The organism is Shewanella sp. 0m-8 (genome assembly GCF_052977265.1).
In genome coordinates this window covers 50,123-69,762 of sequence record NZ_JBRIMB010000022.1, presented here as the reverse complement: position 1 = coordinate 69,762, position 19,640 = coordinate 50,123, and the positions used below count along the sequence as shown (strand labels likewise).

At 44.1% G+C, this 19,640-nt stretch carries 17 protein-coding genes and 1 riboswitch; of the genes, 7 read left to right on the top strand and 10 right to left on the bottom strand.

Annotated features, from left to right (window positions below):
- Window positions 1–97: 97 nt before the first annotated feature.
- The 4 genes from ACVBIO_RS12215 to ACVBIO_RS12200 form a co-directional block, all read right to left on the bottom strand.
- Window positions 98–826: an HDOD domain-containing protein gene (locus tag ACVBIO_RS12215; RefSeq protein ID WP_447160771.1), complete on the bottom strand. Its 729-nt coding sequence runs from the start codon at window positions 824–826 to the stop codon at window positions 98–100.
- A gap of 239 nt (window positions 827–1,065) precedes the next feature.
- The gene (locus tag ACVBIO_RS12210) at window positions 1,066–1,671 is read right to left on the bottom strand and encodes an arylesterase (protein WP_447160730.1); all 606 of its coding nucleotides are present in this window, start codon (window positions 1,669–1,671) and stop codon (window positions 1,066–1,068) included.
- Between the two features lie 103 nt (window positions 1,672–1,774).
- Window positions 1,775–3,628, bottom strand: coding sequence for a TonB-dependent receptor domain-containing protein (locus ACVBIO_RS12205; protein ID WP_447172722.1), 1,854 nt, complete (start codon window positions 3,626–3,628; stop codon window positions 1,775–1,777).
- Between the two features lie 125 nt (window positions 3,629–3,753).
- Window positions 3,754–3,960: riboswitch (cobalamin riboswitch) on the bottom strand.
- 206 nt (window positions 3,961–4,166) lie between these two features.
- The gene (locus ACVBIO_RS12200; RefSeq protein WP_447169398.1) at window positions 4,167–4,814 is read right to left on the bottom strand and encodes a hypothetical protein; all 648 of its coding nucleotides are present in this window, start codon (window positions 4,812–4,814) and stop codon (window positions 4,167–4,169) included.
- A gap of 347 nt (window positions 4,815–5,161) precedes the next feature.
- Between ACVBIO_RS12200 and ACVBIO_RS12195 the strand changes: the two genes are divergently transcribed.
- Window positions 5,162–5,539 carry a BlaI/MecI/CopY family transcriptional regulator gene (locus tag ACVBIO_RS12195; protein WP_447160727.1) on the top strand — a complete coding sequence of 126 codons (378 nt, stop codon included), beginning with the start codon at window positions 5,162–5,164 and terminating at the stop codon, window positions 5,537–5,539.
- Window positions 5,536–6,729: a TonB family protein gene (locus ACVBIO_RS12190; RefSeq protein WP_447172721.1), complete on the top strand. Its 1,194-nt coding sequence runs from the start codon at window positions 5,536–5,538 to the stop codon at window positions 6,727–6,729. Before ACVBIO_RS12195 ends, ACVBIO_RS12190 begins: the two co-directional genes overlap by 4 nt.
- A 190-nt stretch (window positions 6,730–6,919) precedes the next feature.
- On the opposite strand, the gene ACVBIO_RS12185 is transcribed toward ACVBIO_RS12190, so the two are convergent.
- Entirely contained in the window at window positions 6,920–7,444 is a 525-nt protein-coding gene (locus ACVBIO_RS12185) for an NADPH-dependent FMN reductase (protein ID WP_447160725.1), read from the bottom strand.
- A gap of 194 nt (window positions 7,445–7,638) precedes the next feature.
- Here ACVBIO_RS12185 and ACVBIO_RS12180 point away from each other — a divergent pair, with 194 nt between their 5' ends.
- Both ACVBIO_RS12180 and ACVBIO_RS12175 read left to right on the top strand, forming a co-directional pair.
- Window positions 7,639–8,541 (top strand): LysR family transcriptional regulator, encoded by a 903-nt coding sequence (locus ACVBIO_RS12180; protein ID WP_447160724.1) that lies wholly within the window; start codon window positions 7,639–7,641, stop codon window positions 8,539–8,541.
- A 175-nt stretch (window positions 8,542–8,716) separates the two neighbouring features.
- Window positions 8,717–10,864: a cation:dicarboxylate symporter family transporter gene (locus ACVBIO_RS12175; RefSeq protein ID WP_447160723.1), complete on the top strand. Its 2,148-nt coding sequence runs from the start codon at window positions 8,717–8,719 to the stop codon at window positions 10,862–10,864.
- Window positions 10,865–10,957: 93 nt separating this feature from the next.
- On the opposite strand, the gene ACVBIO_RS12170 is transcribed toward ACVBIO_RS12175, so the two are convergent.
- A complete protein-coding gene (locus ACVBIO_RS12170) occupies window positions 10,958–11,659 on the bottom strand; it encodes a pseudouridine synthase (RefSeq protein WP_447160722.1) in 702 nt (233 codons plus the stop codon).
- Window positions 11,660–12,023: 364 nt separating this feature from the next.
- On the opposite strand from ACVBIO_RS12170, the gene pyrC reads away from it, so the two are divergent.
- Window positions 12,024–13,061, top strand: coding sequence for a dihydroorotase (gene pyrC, locus ACVBIO_RS12165; RefSeq protein ID WP_447163961.1), 1,038 nt, complete (start codon window positions 12,024–12,026; stop codon window positions 13,059–13,061).
- Window positions 13,062–13,332: 271 nt separating this feature from the next.
- Window positions 13,333–13,677: a DUF3718 domain-containing protein gene (locus tag ACVBIO_RS12160; RefSeq protein WP_447172720.1), complete on the top strand. Its 345-nt coding sequence runs from the start codon at window positions 13,333–13,335 to the stop codon at window positions 13,675–13,677.
- A 49-nt stretch (window positions 13,678–13,726) separates the two neighbouring features.
- On the opposite strand, the gene ACVBIO_RS12155 is transcribed toward ACVBIO_RS12160, so the two are convergent.
- Window positions 13,727–14,518: a CLCA_X family protein gene (locus tag ACVBIO_RS12155; protein WP_447172719.1), complete on the bottom strand. Its 792-nt coding sequence runs from the start codon at window positions 14,516–14,518 to the stop codon at window positions 13,727–13,729.
- Window positions 14,519–14,688: 170 nt separating this feature from the next.
- Between ACVBIO_RS12155 and ppiC the strand changes: the two genes are divergently transcribed.
- On the top strand, window positions 14,689–14,967 hold the full coding sequence (gene ppiC, locus ACVBIO_RS12150) for a peptidylprolyl isomerase PpiC (protein ID WP_012156435.1): 279 nt from the start codon (window positions 14,689–14,691) through the stop codon (window positions 14,965–14,967).
- Window positions 14,968–15,282: 315 nt separating this feature from the next.
- Here the strand turns inward: ppiC and ACVBIO_RS12145 are convergent, their stop codons facing one another.
- The 3 genes from ACVBIO_RS12145 to gshB all read right to left on the bottom strand — a co-directional run bounded on the left by ACVBIO_RS12145 (window position 15,283) and on the right by gshB (window position 19,550).
- Window positions 15,283–16,359 carry a PQQ-dependent sugar dehydrogenase gene (locus ACVBIO_RS12145; protein WP_447172718.1) on the bottom strand — a complete coding sequence of 359 codons (1,077 nt, stop codon included), beginning with the start codon at window positions 16,357–16,359 and terminating at the stop codon, window positions 15,283–15,285.
- Between the two features lie 190 nt (window positions 16,360–16,549).
- Window positions 16,550–18,529, bottom strand: a complete 1,980-nt coding sequence (locus tag ACVBIO_RS12140) for a flavohemoglobin expression-modulating QEGLA motif protein (RefSeq protein ID WP_447160717.1) — start codon at window positions 18,527–18,529, stop codon at window positions 16,550–16,552.
- The gene (gene gshB / locus ACVBIO_RS12135; protein ID WP_447160716.1) at window positions 18,513–19,550 is read right to left on the bottom strand and encodes a glutathione synthase; all 1,038 of its coding nucleotides are present in this window, start codon (window positions 19,548–19,550) and stop codon (window positions 18,513–18,515) included. The genes ACVBIO_RS12140 and gshB overlap by 17 nt, the downstream gene beginning before the upstream one ends.
- Window positions 19,551–19,640: the final 90 nt, after the last annotated feature.

Here is a 19,640-nt window from a genome sequence, read left to right as displayed (position 1 = left end):
CCCAGAACAGTAAAACCAAGGCCTCAACGGTATGCCAAAAATAAAAATGCCGTTCACCTTAAGTGAACGGCATTACTGCATATTGCAGGCTTTCTTTTTATAGCGCTTTAAGTAGCAAATTTCTTCTCGCTAATACCCGTCTCAAGACCAAACCTGGAGAGTTAGCGTTATGGGTTTGACGTAAGTTATGCGCGATTAAGAACTCATCACGTAAATCATCATCTAGCCCTAATGACTCAAAAGCTTCAAGCGTTAAGGTTTCTTGTTTATCTTCAATCACAGACTTAAGCAGGCTCAGTGGGTAATCCTGTTCAAGTTCTGAGTTTAAGTAAGCAAATGCCGTTAGTGCAATAATGTCACCAAATACGCTAAATAGTGCCAGGGTTTGCACTTCATCAGGGCTAATTTGCAAACTTTCTAGCTGATGCAGTTGATCAACGGCGTCCGCTGCAATCGCTTCGGTAAGCGCCCAATAACCATGAACCAGCTTTTTGTAAGGCTCATTCAATTCGTCTAAACGCTCTTTCAGATAGAAAGTAAACGCATAACGATAAATATTAACCTGACCTAAACGTACTAAAGCATCTTTTAATGAGCGATTCTTACTCGATTGCGGTGTGGCGTGATCTGCACTGTTGCTGCGCCAAAGCAGATGGGCAGATACGGCCGGATCGGATGACACGATATCGATAACATTACGGATATCACCGTCTGCAATAATGGCCTTTTTCAATGGGATAAGGATCCCTCTACGACCAATTACCTGCTCTTCGTTGCTGATAATTGCGCGTACTTGAGTAAATACTTGCTGCTCAAGATCTGTCATGCGAAACATTAAACCTTATTATTTTTAATCATGATGTGCACTCAATTCCGTGGCAAATTAACCCACACAATGACGTCAAAGGTCAAGCCATATAAGCGACAACCTTAACAAGTTTCAACAATTTTATTCACCTCCACTAAATAAGTAGCTGATAAAACCTGCCATCAGTAGCAAGAGCCAGGAATAGTATTAAAACCGGAGGGATTTTGGCTACGCTAATATATTAATGTAAGCCTTTGTTATATAGCCTGATAAATCGCTTTGGCAAGGTCAAAATAGCCTGCGTCATTTAAATGTATCGCATCCGATTTTTTACTCGGACTTTTCAATAAGCGACTTAACGCATCGTCGACTAAAACCAACTCATATTGCTCTGCAAGCTCCTCATAAATCGGTGACGCCGATAAAAATAGGCTCTTTTGTGGCACCGCAACCAGTAAAACTGGGATCTGTTTCGACTGGGCCATCTCTATCATGGCGGCCAAATTAGATTTAGTCGTCGTGATAGCATGGTTTCTTAAGAAGTCATTACCGCCCTCTAACAAGATTAATAGCTCTGGTGAATGCTTATCTAATAACGAAGCTAAACGTGCTGCACCACCCGTTGTTGTCTCGCCCGATACGCCCGCATTAATCACCTCAAAACCACTAAGAGAAGCAAGCTGGCTAGGGTAGTCTTGGCCCTTCGACGCGCCAACGCCATAGGTAAGGCTATCGCCAAAAGCTAATATCCGTGCATTATCTGATAAGGGCGGAATACTCGCCCCAGAGCAAGCTTGCAATAACAGCAGTGCGCAACTAACGAGCAATAGGACAATAGGGCGACGCTTAAATAATGGTTTCATCAATAACTTTTAACTTGAGACTGTAGCCAAAAAATAACATAAAAAAAGCCAGACACAAGGTCTGACTTAAGTACGCATATCATTTTAAATATGTCACAAAAAACTAGAATGCTTGATAGCTAACACTCAAAAATAGCTCTCTACCAGGGCTAAAGTAGTTTTGAGCGGAGATAATCTCTGCGTCAAAGATGTTGTTCGCTTTTAAACGTAAGCTCCAAGCATCATCGAGCTGATAACCCACACTTAAATCAACTTTATGATAGGCATCCAAAAACGCATCATAACCAGCATAACGCTTACCTTGATAATGGTAGTTAGCCAAGAGATCAAAACGTTGCCAGCTATAGCTCAGCATATAGTTAAACTCATTCTCGCTACGGCCAACAAGCTGCTCACCTGTTTGTTTATTCTCAGCATCCAGATAGGTATAACCCAGTTGGTGCTCAAGGCTCAATAACTGGAAATTAGCAGACAGTTCGATACCGCTGATCTCAGCTTCATTGATATTCGCAGGCTTCCAGATATCCCAACCATAATCGTCTTTCTCACCCGTAGGGGCCCAAGCAATCAGATTATCGATAGTATTTTTAAATACACTGATATAAGCACGCACATCTTTAGCATTAAAATGCAGCGTTAGATCATAACTCTCAGCGGTTTCTGAGAGCAACTCTGCGTTACCAGAACCTGGCCAGTACAGGTCGTTAAAGGTTGGCACTTTAAAGGCCGTACCCGTTGTCGCGGCCAAACTCCATTGAGCATTAAACTGATATGCGAGACTAGCGTTATATGAAACTTCGCTGTCGATATTTTCCACATCATCATAACGCACCGCAACTTCAGCCAGTATATTGCTCCACTGCTTTTGCACTAAGGCGTAGACACCTAAGATATCTCGCTCATCTTGGGCATAATCGCCCTTAACAGACTCATTTGACCAATCGACACCGCCCGTCAGGGTCAAGTCGCTTGCCGCTAGGTATTGGTTACTCCAATTGACCTGATCGCGTTTGGTTTCAAACTCAGATATTGGCACACTGATATCGTTACCACGAAAGTTCTCGTTTGAATCGCGAGACTGGCTTAAGGCTAATTTGCTGGTAAATCGGTCATTACTGTATTGCGTAGCAAGATCCCAAAAGTAATTATCATAGTCTGACTCATCTGCCGAACCTGAGGCATAGATATCGTCGTACTGAGTGTTACCTTTATCGTATTGTCCGGTCCAAAGTGCTTGCCAGTTTTGATTAATTTGCTGAGAGCCGTTTACTGAAAGCGCGTTGCGCTTATAACCATCATCATCATTTTCAACCTCTGCGCCGTTATATACATCATAACCTTCTGATTGCTCATGGTTAACGCTCAGTGTTGTACTACCATCGCCATGGGTCATACCTGCGCCAAATGAGCCGCGAATATATTCATTGCTGCCATATTCAGCACCCGCAAACCATTCACCGCCCTTGAGTTGGCGAGTAAAAATCTGAATGACGCCGCCAATAGCATCACTGCCCCACACAGACGCTCGAGGTCCTTTTAGGACTTCGATTCGCTCAATATTTTCAGGTGATAAACTGTTAAAGCTAACTGTACCTAATGTGGCAGAGCCGACTTTAACGCCATCGATTAGGACTAATACATGGTTGGAGTTACTGCCGCGAATACTGACAGATGTTGCCTGACCCGCACCGCCATTGCGCGATACACTAACACCCGGAAGTGTTTCTAATACGTCAGCCACAGACTTTGGATTAAGACGCGCTATCTCTTCACGTTCAATGGTATTAATGACGGTTAGCTGCTGATCGGCGCTTCTATCAAAACGAGAACCGGTTACGGTAATCGTTTCATCAACATTTGCTAAGTGAGATGCGACTTCTTCGGCCGAAACTGAAAAGGCTGATAAGCTAACAAGACTACTGACTAGTAGTGCGATTTTTGATGGTTGTGTTCCCATTTACCTTTTTACTCCTAAAGGAAAACGGGGCAAATACGTCACGGTGACACGACCCATAAATGAAAAAAATCACTCGTTTATTGGTTCGTTTAATTGCCGCATTTCGAGATCTGCCCGCCGAAATCATCGAAATCACTTTGCTGGCCGGTCTCCGGACTTAGGTTCTGTATTAACGTATTAATACCCGAATACAAGCTTTCAACACCTATCCATTAAGGCGCACTTGTCTCTCACCATTCACCGTTGCGGGGGCAGTGTCAGAATTTAACTGACTTCCCGATTATCCCTAAGTTACAGCCGTAACCTGAGGCACCAATAAAGTTGACTAAATATCGTTATAAGTTTTTGTTACTCAAAAGTGAACAAATATCACTATCAAGAGTGCCGCGCATTATAGACGTCTATACGGTTAAATGTCTAACTTAACACCACTTAAAACCCGTATTTAAGCCGAGGAATATTCACCTTGTACCTAGCGATCTAATGTTTCACATTAATATCAGCAACATATAATTATCACATTGAGTCTACCAAGCCTTTAATACAAGCTCAGAGGGGTAATACTAGATAAAAACTCTTGCTGATTTTGCGCTTTGATGGGAGGATTTTCTTTGCTAAATGCGTCACCACGAATCGATTTATGAATTAAATACAGATCCAGTTTCCCCCTGATAGCGGTGTAATGGCCAATCTCTCCTAGAGTTTGCACCTCATCATAAGCAATACCTGCTACCGACTTAATATGAGAGTTGGGCATCTTAGTGCAGCCGATAATCGCGCTTGCAGCTTCATGGCCGTTGAGTGGCTCACTTTGCAAGGTTTCAAACACCGTTTCCCCTTGGCAACTGTCGAAGTATACCTCTGCCATAGTCTCTAAAAATTTTTGTGGGCTCACATCTTCAGCGATCCCTTTAAACCCTTGCACACACAGCATAGATGACCAGGTTTGTAACGCTTGAGAAGCGGGAACAAACTCAGCAGAGAACATCGTCTCTTGTTGATTTGAATAAGCGAGTTTCCAGTCTAACGGCAAACTAAAATTAAATGTTTGACTAAAAATCGCTAGTTGCTTGGGAGTTTTATCGACGTGCGCTGTAACCGCTTCATCACTTAAACCGTATGATGGAAAAGCTAGAAATATTACACATAACAGGCCTGCTGCCATGCGCGGAGATAATGACGTCATACCTTTACAATCCTTGTTGGGGGTACTTTTATGAACAGATATTCTATCTGTGCATCTGTCAAAGTGGTACTTAAAAAGTCATTAAATTGAATCCGCATAAATGCACAGTCATCTTCAATGGCTATCACCTCCGCCCTTCCATATTTAACAATAGCTTATATACCGACAGCTAATCTAGAACAAAAAAAACACCAAAAAGTACTTGCGCAATACAATTACATTTGTAATCTTAAATATACATTACAGCTGTAATCGTAAAGAACATTCAGCAAAGGATGACTTTGAAAGAGGCCGACTTTGAAAGAGAGCAACTATGAAAAAGGTTTTACTATGAAAGAGGTTTTACTATGAAAGAAATCAGTAATGCCGAGCTGTGTGTGCTCAATATCCTTTGGCAATCATCGCCAATGAGTGCTAACGATGTCATCAGTGAATTATCTCGCAGCAATGACTGGCACGAAAAAACGGTCAAGACGCTACTTAACCGCCTAGTAAAAAAACAAGCCATTGGCTTTGACAAGCAGGGCCGCTCATATCTTTACTTCCCTCTCATCGAACAGAGTGAATACCAGCTTAAAGAGAGTGAGTCTTTCATCGAGCGCTTATTCTCTGGTCGCGTCGCTCCCTTAGTGGCCGGTTTTGCCAAGCAAAACAAGCTCAGCGCCGAAGACGTGGCCGAATTACAACAACTGATTGATACCTGGCAAAAGGACAACAAATCATGATGCTATGGATGGCACAGCAAACCCTGTTACTTACTCTTGTTTGTGGTGGTTTACTCATAAGCCACCGCTTTTTACAGCAGCGATTGGGGGCACGTAAAACCTACCAGCTATGGTTAGCAGTTCCCGCTTTACTGATAAGCTCTGCGTTAATCGCAAGCATGCCCAACACTCTTGCTGCAGCCCAGGCAGAACAATTCGCTCACTATAGTGTTATCGCTAGCAAAGCTATGGCTACAGTTCAAACCAGCGATTACGCCAAGATTGCGCTGTCGATATGGTTAGTTGGCATTGCGGCTATGGTGACTCTGCTCAGCCTACAAGCGATAGCTTTAACTCGCATATTAAGCACTGCGACTAGAGTCCATCACACTGGCGCCAACTTACCGACCTATAGCCACCCCGGTGTGCAATCACCTATGCTCGTCGGGGTCAATAACCCGAAAATCATACTGCCCTCTAATTTTATTCAGCTTAACGCCGATGAGCAGCAATCGATTATCGCCCATGAGCAATACCACCACCAGCGCCGAGATCTGCTCAGTAATTTATTGGCCTACAGCGCACTCAGCCTGTTCTGGTTTAATCCTATTTGTTGGCTCGCTTATCGACGCTTTAGAGATGATCAAGAGTTAGCCTGTGACGCCTTTGTCACTCAATCATTGAATAAACAACAAAAGATCTGCTATAGCCAAGTGCTGTTAGCCTACTCCCAGCAAGCTCATCACGGCCTGCTACACACACATTATGGAAATAAAAACATACTCAAGGAGCGTATTATGCAAATGAAGACATTTCAACAAGGTCAGAGCGGTTTTGCCATTATCGGTTTGACTATCGCATTAGGGATCAGTGGCTTGCTGCTCAATCAGCAGGTGCAGGCCGGCGATCACAACCATGACGCTGTTCACCCAACAATCCGTATCGAGCCTAAGTATCCTATTGAGGCAGCTAACGCTCACCAAAGTGGTTTTGTTGTCTTACAGTTTGATATCAGCCCAAGTGGTGCGGTTAGCAATGTCAGCGTTGTTAAGTCATCACCTGAAGGGGTATTTGATAGCTCTGCGACAACTGCACTTAAGCAGTGGCAGTACAGTGAAAGCAGTAAAGGCCTTAAACAGGCAAAGGTACAGCTCGACTTTATGATTGATCCACCAGCGACTGACGTTGAGCGCATCAAAGTTACGCCTTAAACAAGCGGTTATCACTTAAACGAGCTCTGATAAAGAATCTCGCGATATACATGTGATGTGATGTGATAAAAAATAGCTAAACCGATAAAAGCGCCAGCAGCTGGCGCTTTTATCGGTTAAAAAATAATGATATCAATAGGTCACACCTCAACCCTTGTTTATTTAAACCTTAGCTTATTTAAACTTTAACTTATTTCAATAAAACGACCGCTTCTTTCAACGCCGCTACAAGTTCAGGATTTCTCAACACTTGCGTTTCCATATCGAAGTTATCAAAAAAGCTTGGCACTGAGAGCGTTGCCCTGACATCTGCAGCAAAGTATGGCGCAGATCCTGAAGCTGCAGCTAATACGCTTGATGCACCGCCCGGCCCCGGAGAGGTAGCAAGTAATAGCATTGGCTTGTTTTGAAACACTTTCATGTCGATACGTGATGTCCAGTCAAACAGGTTTTTATAAGCGGCAGTGTATGAACCATTATGCTCAGCAAAAGAGATAATAATGGCGTCGGCTTCACCAATCTTGGCAAAAAACTGCTGCGCCAGCTCTGGGTGACCAAGCTCTTCTTCTCGGTCCTGACTAAAAAGTGGCATCTCATAATCGTTAATATCAAGAATTTCAACCTCAGCTCCCTGCACTAATGATGCTGCATAGGTTGCAAGTTGCTTGTTGATTGACTTAGTGCTGCTGCTAGCTGCAAAGGCTAATAGTTTCATAATAGGACTCTCATATTCAGTGACTGCAGTTAACTCTGCAAATTGCGTTGGGTTCAAGTACCGTGCTCACAATTAAGCAAAGGTTAAGTTTAGAACGACAACTCGATGTAGAGCAGTGTATATTGATGACAAATAAAGATTAATAACCTCAAAAGATATTTACTATTTCCATATGGCTTTTAATTAAGGGGGATATGACTATAAATAAACTATTTGATGGAATTGTAATATTTGTCCAAGTCGTAAAAAGTGCTGGCTTCTCAGCCGCGGCAGAGGCTTTAGGTCACTCTACCTCTTATGTGAGTAAAGAGGTCAATAAGCTTGAAGCTCGACTTGGGGTCAGGCTACTCAATAGAACCACCCGCTCTATCGGCTTAACACCCGAGGGAGAGGCTTACTATCAGCAGTGCTTACAGTTAATAATTGATGCCGAACAGGCGGTGGGCTTGGTCACTCAACACGATGTCAGCCCCCGCGGTGTACTTAAATTAAGTTGCCCGGTCGGCTTTGCGCAAAACTACCTTAAGCCCATTATTTCTGAATACCTGCAGCGATACCCCAATGTAAGTTTAGACTTAGATTTAAGCGATAAACGCACCGATGTGATTGCCGACGGTTATGATTTAGCCATTAGAGCATCAGCACACCTTGAAGAGTCGAGCCTTATTTGCCGCAAACTTTATAGCTGCAAAGCCTACACTGTGGCGTCGAAAGCGTATATTTCACGCCACGGAAAACCCCACCATCCCAGAGAATTAGAAACACACTACGGCATCTGCTACTCCAATCATAAGCAGCCAAGCCGCTGGGATTATATTGATCATGACGGCAAACATTTTGTCGTTGATATTCGCCCAAAAATACTCTGCAACAATGGTGATATGCAGCTGGATATGGCACTGGCGGGTCATGGTATCACTCGTTTACCGAGTTTCTATATGCGAGATGCGCTTGAAAGTGATCAGTTAGAGATTTTATTTGAACACTTGCCTAATTCCGATATCGATGTTTTTGTCGTTTACCCGAGCCGTAAACACTTATCGCCTAAAGTCAGGGCATTTATCGACTTAGCGGCTAAACACTTAACCCGCTGCTAATGTTAACCTTTATGCCCAAATTTTAAATTTATTACTTTAAAGTAAACCAATACCGAACTTATAATAAATAACATTTCCCAGTCACAGTTAACGCTTCTTTTTAACTGTGCTAAAAATCTTTCCACTGGGATCTCAAACTACTTAGGTGATGTGCGTGCTAAAGAAAGCTCTTGCAATGTCCAGCTCAACCCAGATGTTAGTGGCCATGTTTGTTGGTTTTGCCGTGGGGCTGTTTTTCGGGGAATCCATCGCTTGGATGGCGACCATAGGCACAGGGGTGATCTTGCTGATGCAGATGACGGTACTGCCCTATATCGTTGTGTCACTCGTTGGCGGTATTGGTAAACTGCAAAAAAATACAGCCAAACTTATTTTTAGCCGCGCCGGTCTTATCATGTTGCTGCTTTGGCTATTAGCGATTGTAATGATTGCTTTAATGCCGCTGTCTTTCCCTGTTATCGAATCGGCCTCCTTCTTTAGTACCAGCAGCATTGAACCTGTTACACCAATCGATTATTTCAAGCTGTATATTCCCTCTAACCCCTTTGAGTCCATGGCTGATGGTTATGTACCTGCCATGGTGGTATTTAGCATCGCTATGGGGCTTGCGCTTATCGGCATGCAAGGCGAGCATAAACAGCAAATACTGACCTTTATGCATACCAGCTCAGAAATTTTTTCGCGCATTACTCAAGGTCTAGTGAAAATTCTACCTATCGGTATTTTTGCTATGTCGGCCTCGGCAGCAGGCACCATGGGAGTCGATGAGTTTGCCAGTATGCAGGTTTACCTTATCAGCTACTTTGTGCTGTGTTTGCTACTCACATTTTGGGTATTGCCCTGGATTGTAGCTTCGTTGACGCCCATTACCTTTGCTCAAGCACTGCGCATTTCTAAATCCAGCCTAGTCACCGCTTTTGCTACCGGTAACATCTTCATCGTAATCCCGGTGATTGTTGAAGAGTGTAAGCAGGTGATGCGCGAGCACGACGACTTATGCGAAGACGGCGCCACCTTGATTGAAATTTTGGTGCCTATCGCCTTTACCTTCCCTAATATCGGTAAGCTCACCGTTATTATGTTTATCTATTTTGCAGGTTGGTTTAATGGTACTCCTGTTGATATTACCAGTATCCCTTCGCTTTCTATCAGTGGGCTATTAGCGCTATTTGGCAGTGTCTATGTGGCCATTCCGTTTATGCTCGACTTAGTTAAACTCCCAACTGATCTATTCCAGTTATTTGTCATGTCTGGCTTTATCACAGGTAAATTTAATTCTATTGCGGCGGTAATGAACCTGTTTGCACTCACCTTATTAACGGCATCGCTGTTTCAAAAATCACTCAAAATACGCCCACCGCAACTATTGAAGATGAGTTTAGGCATTGGTATCAGTGTGTTTGCAACCTTATTAGTTTGCCGTGTCGGCATGGGGATGTTTATTCATAGCCCAGAGATCACCAGTGGCGTTATCGCCAACATGCAGGTGGCCGATAAAGTACCGACCAAAGTAAAAAAACAGTTCCCGATTGTAGGCCAAACTCCCGCAACCCCCATCCGAGGGGTACAAGCGATTCGAGATGCGGGCACCCTCAGAGTGGGTTATATCCCAAGTAACGTGCCCTTTAGTTATTACAACAATGCTGGACACTTAGTCGGGTTTGATACCGCTATGGCGACGAAACTTGCAGAAGACTTAAAGGTGAAAATTGAATTTATTCCCTTTAAAAAAGACCAACTGGTCGCCTCTCTAAAAGCGGGGTTTTTTGATATTGCCATGTCAGGCCTTGCCATGGACATCGAGCAGATGGATGCCTTAAGTTACGCTAACCCAGTGCTTGAGCTTAACCTTGCTATAGCGACTAAAGACTATTTGGTGAACGACTTTAAGAGTAACGAAAAAATTAAACAGATGCAGGGCATGACCATAGCTTATGTTGAACATAGCGATGCTATCGAAGAGGCTAGGCGTTTCGCCCCCAACCTCAAGTTTGTAAAAATTGAAGGCTACAAAGACTTCTTTAGGCAGAAAAAACACAAATATGATGCGGTAGTGATCAGTGCCCAGGCAGGCTCAGCCTGGACCTTGTTCTTCCCGGGCTACGGTATTGCACTGCTGGAAAATAAAACACATTATCCTGTGGCGTACGCGGTCGCACAATATAACCAGTCGCTGCTCAACTACATCAATAATTGGCAGCGCTTACGTAAAGTTGATGGTACCCAAGCAGCTATTTACGATTATTGGATGCTAGGTAAAGGCGCTAAAAAAGTAGAGCCGCGTTGGTCAATCATTCACAATGTACTGCACTGGACAGACTAATCACTAAATGAGGCTGGTGCCCAGTGAGCTTGAGTTTAAGTTTAAGTTTAAGTTTGAGCCAAGTGGTTACTTAGCAGACTATTGCTTTAAGGGCTATGTCGGCGTTGGCGTCGACAATTGCTTAACTTCAACCTCGCTCAGATAGCGCCACAGCCCCAGCTCAACATCGAGTTTAAGCTCGCCTATCTGCTCACGATGCAAGCCGTTGACGCGATTCCCCACAGCGGCAAACATCCGCTTCACCTGATGATACTTGCCCTCGGTAATGGTAAGTAACACCTCTTTAGGCGTGACAATCTCAAGCTTCGCTGGGAGTGTTAGCGCCTTTTCATTTTGCAATTGCACACCCTGTTTAAACTTTTCAGCAACGTCTTCGGCAACTGGGTCTCTTAAGGTCACTCGGTAGGTCTTTTCACACTGTTTGTCGGGTCTGATAATATCAAACGACCAACGACCGTCATCGGTCAGTAGCACTAAGCCTGTCGTGTCGGCATCAAGCCTACCTACAATGTGTAAATCTTCCACTCTTTCGAGCTTAATACAGTTAAACAGGCTTGGATAATCGCCATCAACATTCGAGCTTAGCGTATGCATAGGTTTATGCAGCATGATGTAACGCGATGGCCGCGCCACTAATCTGCCCCCTTGATAGCGGATCTCATTGCTTTCATGTACCTGAAAAGCCACATCCGTGATGGTCTCGCCATTGACGCTAATTTCAGCGCGCTCAATACAATCGCTAGCCTGAGCACGACTGAGATCGGTACTTTTACAGATAAATTTGTCTAAACGCATGTTACTTAGTTATCACCCAATATTTTTACTGTACTTTTTTACAATACGACTCACCGTACTAGCCCCTGTATTAGCGCAAAGAGGACTCATTGTACTAGCCCCAGCATTAGCGCCGAGACGACTTACTGTAGTTAGCCCCTGTATTAGCCCCAGTATTAGCTCCAAGAGGACTTACAGCACCCCAATACTAAGCTGGATTATCGCAAGCAGCCAAAATTGCACAAGCGCTCATTTTAAAATGGTCAGTATTTATCGACTCTTATAGAGGTTCAGCTATTAAGCGGCCGCGATTTCAGGCACAATACCGGCCTAAGAAAAGGCTGAAAAAGCCAGTTACTTTGTCGTAAACGCTTAGGAACCCCAAATGACGCAGATCACCCTACTTACCCCTGACGATTGGCACCTACATTTTCGCGATGGCGATATGTTACAAGAAACGGTTCCCGCAACAGCGCGCCTGTTTCAACGTGCGATTGTTATGCCTAACCTTTTACCACCTGTCACCGATGCGAAGATGGTAACTGAGTATCGTGAACGTATTTTGGCTGCGCGCCCAGCAGGTTCGACTTTTGAACCGCTTATGACCATCTTCTTGACCAACAACACCACAGAGCAAGACATCATTGATGCTAAAGCTGCCGGCGTTGTTGCTGCAAAGCTTTACCCTGCAGGTGCAACCACCAATTCAGACGCGGCTGTCAAAACGCTTGATGCGCTGTTCCCTGTATTTGAAGCCATGGCTAAACACGGTATGTTGCTATTGGTACACGGTGAAGTCACTGAATCGCATATCGATATTTTCGACCGTGAAGCCATATTTATTGAGCGCTACCTTGCCCGCATCGTTGCCTCTTTCCCAAGCCTAAAAGTGGTATTTGAGCACATCACCACTAAAGATGCGGCTGACTTTGTTATGTCAGCAGCGGACAATGTGGCGGCAACGATTACCCCGCAGCATTTATTACTTAACCGTAATGACTTGCTTGTAGGTGGCGTTCGCCCACATAACTTCTGCTTGCCAGTTCTTAAGCGCAGCACCCACCAAGAAGCGCTTCGCGCTGCGGTTGCAACAGGCTCAAGTAAGTTCTTCTTAGGCACCGACTCCGCGCCGCACGAGAAGCACCGCAAAGAATCAGCTTGTGGCTGCGCCGGTTGTTATAGCGCGTGGAGTGCATTAGAGCTATATGCACAGGTCTTTGATGACTTAGGTGCACTAGATAAACTTGAAGGCTTTGCCAGTAAGCATGGCCCTGACTTCTATGGCCTCGCTCGCAACACTAGCACGGTGACGCTAGTGAAAGAGAAATGGACGGTTCCGAGCGAAATCATCTTGCCTAACGGTAATCCAATCGTGCCATTCTTCGCCGGTGAAGAAGTTAACTGGAAAGTGAAGAACGCTTAACAAGCATTCCCGCCTTCACTTTTATTAAGATTGAAAAGCTCGCTTATTGCGGGCTTTTTTGTTTTTAAAGTCTCGTTATGTCGCCAAATGTATGCATATTTGCGCCACATACACATGTTGTTACCTGCAGACATCAACTGAATTGAGAATAAGATAAAGATACACTTGTATACAAAGTTAACACATCATTTATCATCAGCTTGCGTTTAAATAGCTCCATGCAAACGCATAACTTAAAGTCTTTTTAAGTCCCCCACGCAAGGAGCAACCGATGAAGAAAATGATTACATTAACCGCGATTATACTGACCTCAATCACTTTTAATGCATCAGCCGCAATGGAACCTAATTTAGAGAAAACACTCATCGCAGTCTGTAAAACAGGCTTAAATAACAACCTCTTTTTGTATAACAGAACCATGCAGGAACATAAAATCAACAAGCGCAGAGTGTTTCCAAAACTCGTGTGTAACGGTCAGAGTTTCCATCAATTCGCACTATCTAATGGCGCTAACAAAATTGCCGCTAAAATTGCCCCCAATAGCTTAGGTACAACAACGATTACCGATATCGCAATGACGCCCCCACAAGACGCAAACTACTCAGTCACGTTTTAACACCATTAAGCTAACGAAAAGCCACCAGCTTTTCGTTAGTTTCTCTGATTTAAGATGACTGCGACTCTCGCCCTATCGCATCACCTAAAGGCTCAAAATAAGCGATGAGCGCATTAAAAATCTGCGCTCTATGCTCAATACTTGGGTAACCTCCAGCATCAAATAAGGACGACGTTAAGGTTTCATCAACCAAGTAAGGGTTACAAATCTCTTGATAAGACTCAATGCAGCTCTCAAAGGCCCGCGCCATTAACTCGGTTGGCCGCGAAAAATACTGAGTACCGTACTGCTTATCGAGCACAATTGCCCGACTAACATAGTCATGGCCATCGTTGCCATTATCAGAAAGCATCGTCACCTCAAATACCCGCTCTAAACGCTGATTCAGTGGATGCTTTATCGGTTTAACATTGGCTATCCAGCTGTGGCTAGCAAAGGAGATCCCCCGTGGTGACGTATGGTAGGATTTTGGCGCAATATAATGGTCAAACGCATGCCAGAATTCATGGGCAAGCGCCCCAGCTCCTGCATTTTTGGCCAGTGCTAACTCACACCGGTGCGGCGCATAATGGGCCTGTACGCCTTTTTGACCACCACTACCAAAAGCGAGGTTTAAGGTTTCGCGCAGGCCGATTGCTTTAGGAGGGAGTTTTAAGATAAACGCCAAATCTGCTAACGAATCAAAAATCAGGTTAGCCGCTTTATCCCGCTCCTCGTTTTCAACCCACTTACCAAGGCGAATATGACCAAGACCGAATACCTGTTTGATATCAACAAAACTCACTTGCTCATCGAACCGATAATCTGGACCTATACGTTTATAACTGCGGCTTTTTAACACTTATCGATTCCCAGCTGAGACTGTTATGTGACTTTAAGGCCATCATTATAGAGCAACCAATAACGACACACGAATGCGTATATCAGCGTCACTTTAGCTTAACGCTAGCCTAAGACACGCCATAAACGATATAATCTCGCCCATTAGTTTCAAATTATATAGGCCTTAAGATGGCGCGCACTGCAGCCGCATTACACATTTTGGTGAAACACCAAACACTTGCCGAAGATATTATTAAGCAGCTCAATAAAGGGGCTAAGTTTGACGTACTAGCCAAGAAGCACTCAACCTGCCCATCGGGTAAGAAAGGCGGTAGCTTAGGCGAATTTAAGAAAGGCCAGATGGTGCCGCAATTTGATAAGGTTTGTTTTACTGGCGAGTTAATCACTCCACACTTGGTTAAGACCAAGTTCGGTTGGCATGTGATAAAAGTGTTGTACAGAACATAAATCAACCAAGTTACTGGCAATGATCACGTAACTAAAGTGTTGTACAGAACTTAAGGTTAGAGCATAGGCCCTAGAACCTAGGACGCTTCGCTGCGAGGACGGGCTTCGCCCTGCTAGGAAAAGCACAAGCTTGACGGGCTAAAGCCCGACCTACAACAGCCACCGCTTTTCCGACTTTCCTAGGACCTAGGACCTTTCTTAGCTTTTCAACCCGTTCCGTAAGTGACGCAGTCACGTACGCAAGACCGCAGGCCGTCCGCCTTAGCTTTTCCGACTTTTCTAGGACCTAGGACCTTTCTTAGCTTTTCCTAGCACCTATCTTTTAAGCTTATAAATATTACCGCTATCGGTACTAAAATAAATATCACCCAGAGGTGAGACTTCAATATCTCTGATCCGCTCACCAAGCTCTGACATTATTCGCTGCTCTGCAATAGCCTCATCAGCATCATTAATGCTAATCACATTGATGTGAGTTAGCTTCAATGCGCCAGCAAGCAGTTTACCCTTTAACGGCGGAAATTTATCGCCTCGATAAAGCACTAAACTACCGGGTGCGATAGAGGGGATATACACCTTAACTGGTGGTTCAACCCCTTCTTTTAATTTACCGTCGCCAACACTAAGCGGCCCCCAATACTCTTTACCGTGTGAGGTTATCGGCCAGCCATAATTTGCGCCCTTTTTAATAAGGTTAAGCTCATCGCCGCCGCGGGGTCCATGCTCAATTGACCACAGATTTTGGCTATCAGCATCAAAGAATAAGCCTTGTGGATTACGGTGGCCGTAGCTCCAGATCTCATCAAGCACCGTTGCATTATCGATAAATGGGTTATCACTTGGCACTGTGCCATCGGGGCTTAGGCGTAAGATAGCACCAGCATGAGTTGTTGTGTTCTGGCCGTTATCGCGTACACCGCGATCGCCAATGGAAAAGTAAATACTGTTATTATCAAAGGTAATTCGGCTACCAAAGTGCCTGCCGGTATCTGAGCGGGAGTTTGATACAAACACATCTTGCCAGGCAGACAATTTTCCGTCTTTATATATCGCACTTGCTAGTGTGGTGGCGCCCTCACCTTGAATATCTTTACTGTAAGTAAAGTAAATTTTATTCGCTTCGAAAGGAGAGAGTGCGATATCAAGCAGACCACCCTGACCTTCTGCCCAAACATTGGCAGGCTCAAGCAAGGTCTTATGCAGCCCTGTTTTAAGGTCCAACTGTTTAATCGCCCCATCTCTTTGGGTAACGAGCATAGTGTTAGCATCAATGTAAGCCAAGCCCCACGGAGTGCCCAGTCCACTAGCAACCTTTTCAACCTCAAATGCCTGAGGGCTAGTTACCGCGACAAGCGTTAACATCAACGCGCTTATTCGTTGGCATATTTTCATCGTCATCCCTTCCTTTGGTCATTTGATGTTATACCAAACCATAACGCTTTATGAGGCTGTAGAGAATAGTTTTAGCAATAAACTCAAACGGTCTGCCAGGTACAACTTACTTATAAATGGTACCGAATAGGCAATAAAAAACGCCCTGTTACGTGAGTAACAAGGCGCTTTATTAACACTCTAGCTTGTATTAGCGGATTGCCGATATAAGGTAGTCGATCACGGCTGTTTCAGGTGTCGATTTATGCTTAAGCTCAAATAACGGGATTGGACGCTCTAACATATTACGCTCAACCATTTCGTTGATAATCGGTAAATCAAGCGTACCTGCTTTACCTGCTAGTAAATTATCTAACGACGTGGTTTTGCTTAAGTTAACGATATCTCTAAAGCCTTTTAAGTAAAGGAAATCTTTAGTTAATCCACCGCCACGGTAAACACGTGTGGTTAAGGTAAAGGCTTGCTCAGTTGTTTGACCATATTCACGCTTAAGCGTTTCAAAGGTCATCGAGAAATCACGCTGCTCTAACATCAGATTCACCGCAATAACTCGCAATGCCAAGATCTTAAGGCGATTTAAGGTCAAGTTGCCCGAGCAATACTCACTGTAAATTGCCACACCTTCTTGAGTATGGGTGTTACCCACAAGCCCTAAGGACAACACCCTTAACTTTTGGCGGCGAGCATTAACAGTGGTCAGCATATGTACGCCCAGCTCATGGTAGGCAAACGCAATCAACTCTTTGCTAGTAAACATGGCATCTTTGTTGATTAACAAGCTACCACGCTCATTGTTTACCATCGCCTTAGCAACAATACGCGATGACTTTTCAACCTTACACTTAAGACCCCATTCATCCGCTTGCTGTTGGAATGACTTCACCGCATAGGCAGAATCATAAATGGCCTCTTCGTCATCACCTTCAAGATCGGGTGCTCGCAGTAAGAACTCAGCATTAGCAATATCGTCTTTATCTGGCTGACCGTAATATTTAAGCGAGTTATAAACAAACTCGTCAGTGCCAATAGAGCATAACAGATCAATTTTTGTTGCTAAGTTATCAATCACATGGCGATAAAGCTGTTGAATATCCGCATCCATAATATTGGCCACTGGCAGCTTATATAGTTGCTCGCGGAACTGATATGGGTTTAGGTTTAGCTGCTTATAGCTAAACTCTGGCGCTGCGACACCTTTACGGGCTAAAAACTTTTTCCGCTCACTGGCAATATTAATCGGGTTAATATATTTCAGTGTGGCGACGTTACTGGCTAGCTTAAATAGGCTCTTATCAAGCGACAAGATCTCAGGCGGTAAGCTTGACGATAGTAAGTCAACATTTCTGACCGATTTTCGCTTACCAAAACGGCGCATAAAATAAGCCGCCGTCTCAGAGATAGCCTGCTTAGTGCCCGCTTTCAGCTCCTCTAAAACCAATGGGTATAGCTCACCAGAGGTTTCATCCATAAACACTTTTTTCACTTCAAGTGGCAACACTAAGGTGTTATCGAAATGCGCGTTCACATGTGCGATAAGATAGCCGCGACCTTGGAACACTTCATCTCTTGCTGCGCGTACAGCAAGGTTCGGTAACTCAATTTTACTCAGCTGCTTTTCAAAGTTCTGGCAAGTCGTCCCCCAACGTTCAATATCAATCTGGCTGGTTCCAATATTAAATGTTGGCGTATCGGCTTCAATTTTTTGGTAATTATATGAGTGAACATCAAATACAATGCTGTTTTTGAACTGCTTCTCTAAACGCGCAACCAATGCACTCAGTACATTATAAAAAGACTGATGTTTTGCATGGCTTTCGTTACGCTGCTTAATGGTTAATGGCTTTTCCCAGGCCGTTTTAAAATGAGTTGAATGCGCCTTTGGGCGGTTCAAGTCATATTCAAAACGTGAGTCGTTACCCACTAATACAATAGGAAAAGACGACAACATTTCTGCGGTATAAGGCGCCTCAGCATAAAGACGTTCTTCATCGGTTAATTTGCAGTTCTTTTTCAGTTCATCTCGCAGACGATGGCCGTTATGGATAGCGGTACACACAAACGGCGAGTACTCATCAATCTTGACCGTAAATGAACCAGACTCAACTTCAGCGTGGAAACACTCACCTTTATTAATTAACGTAATACATTCTTTTTCAGATAACGTGAGCATCTTCTATCGCCTTTCTAAATTCTGTTTTTCTTGTGTTTAATGCTTGTTTGGCATTGATTACACTTTCAATAAAATCAATAACTTTCTTTTGAAGCTTAACGTTATTCAGCTTGTTTATACGCATAATGCCACCAGGGCTTTGTACGTTAACTTCAATCAACTTTTCACTGATAACATCAATACCTACAAAAAATAAGCCATCACGCACTAACTTGGGGCCAATATGCTTGCATAGCTCTTTTTCTTTCTTGGTCAATGTGTGCTTAACCACACTGCCACCTGCATGAATGTTGGAGCGAACCTCTCCTTCTGCAGGCACACGCTTCATGGCACCAATAGGTTCGCCATTGAGCATTAAAATACGCACATCGCCAGCTTCAGCACCCGCTACATATTCTTGTAAAATAACGTAGTTGCCGCCTTTGCCACTGTTGATATAAAACTGCAGCAGTGAGTGGAAACTCTTTTGCGCCGCTTTCTCAACTAAAATAACCCCTTGACCGCCAAAACCATCTAGCGGTTTCATGATCATCTTGTCCGTCTTTGACTCACGCAGCACCTGCTCTAAATACTCAGGTGTTTTCGAAACGTGAGTAACCGGAATAAAGGTATTATTGGGGTCATCAAATGATGCGGTATAGAGCTTATTATTGGCGATACGCAAACCATCAATATCGTTCATGATGAACACATCATCACGCACAGAATCAAGGAAGTTTAGCGCGATAGGATCCAGCGGCGGGCTGGCACGCATAAAGATGCTGTCAAATCCAGCCAGTGGCAACTGAACCGTTTTAAACCGCGCCTTCTTATAAAAAGACACGATGTTACTCGGCGCTGATGCCTCTTTATTGAATACTTGGCAAAATGCACTGGCTTCAGAGTCACGCATGGTTAAATTACTTGTGGTGGCAAGCGCAACGGTATGCCCCCTTGCAACACACTCATGAATTAACCGCAGCGTTGTGTCGGTCTCCGGCACAATCGTCGACCACGGATACATCAAAAATAGAATATTCAATGGGATCTCTTAATAAAACGGAATGCTCTAAAGATCTTGGGCCAGGTGGTGGCTTGGGGAGGAGTAGAGTATTCAAAATAAACAACACAA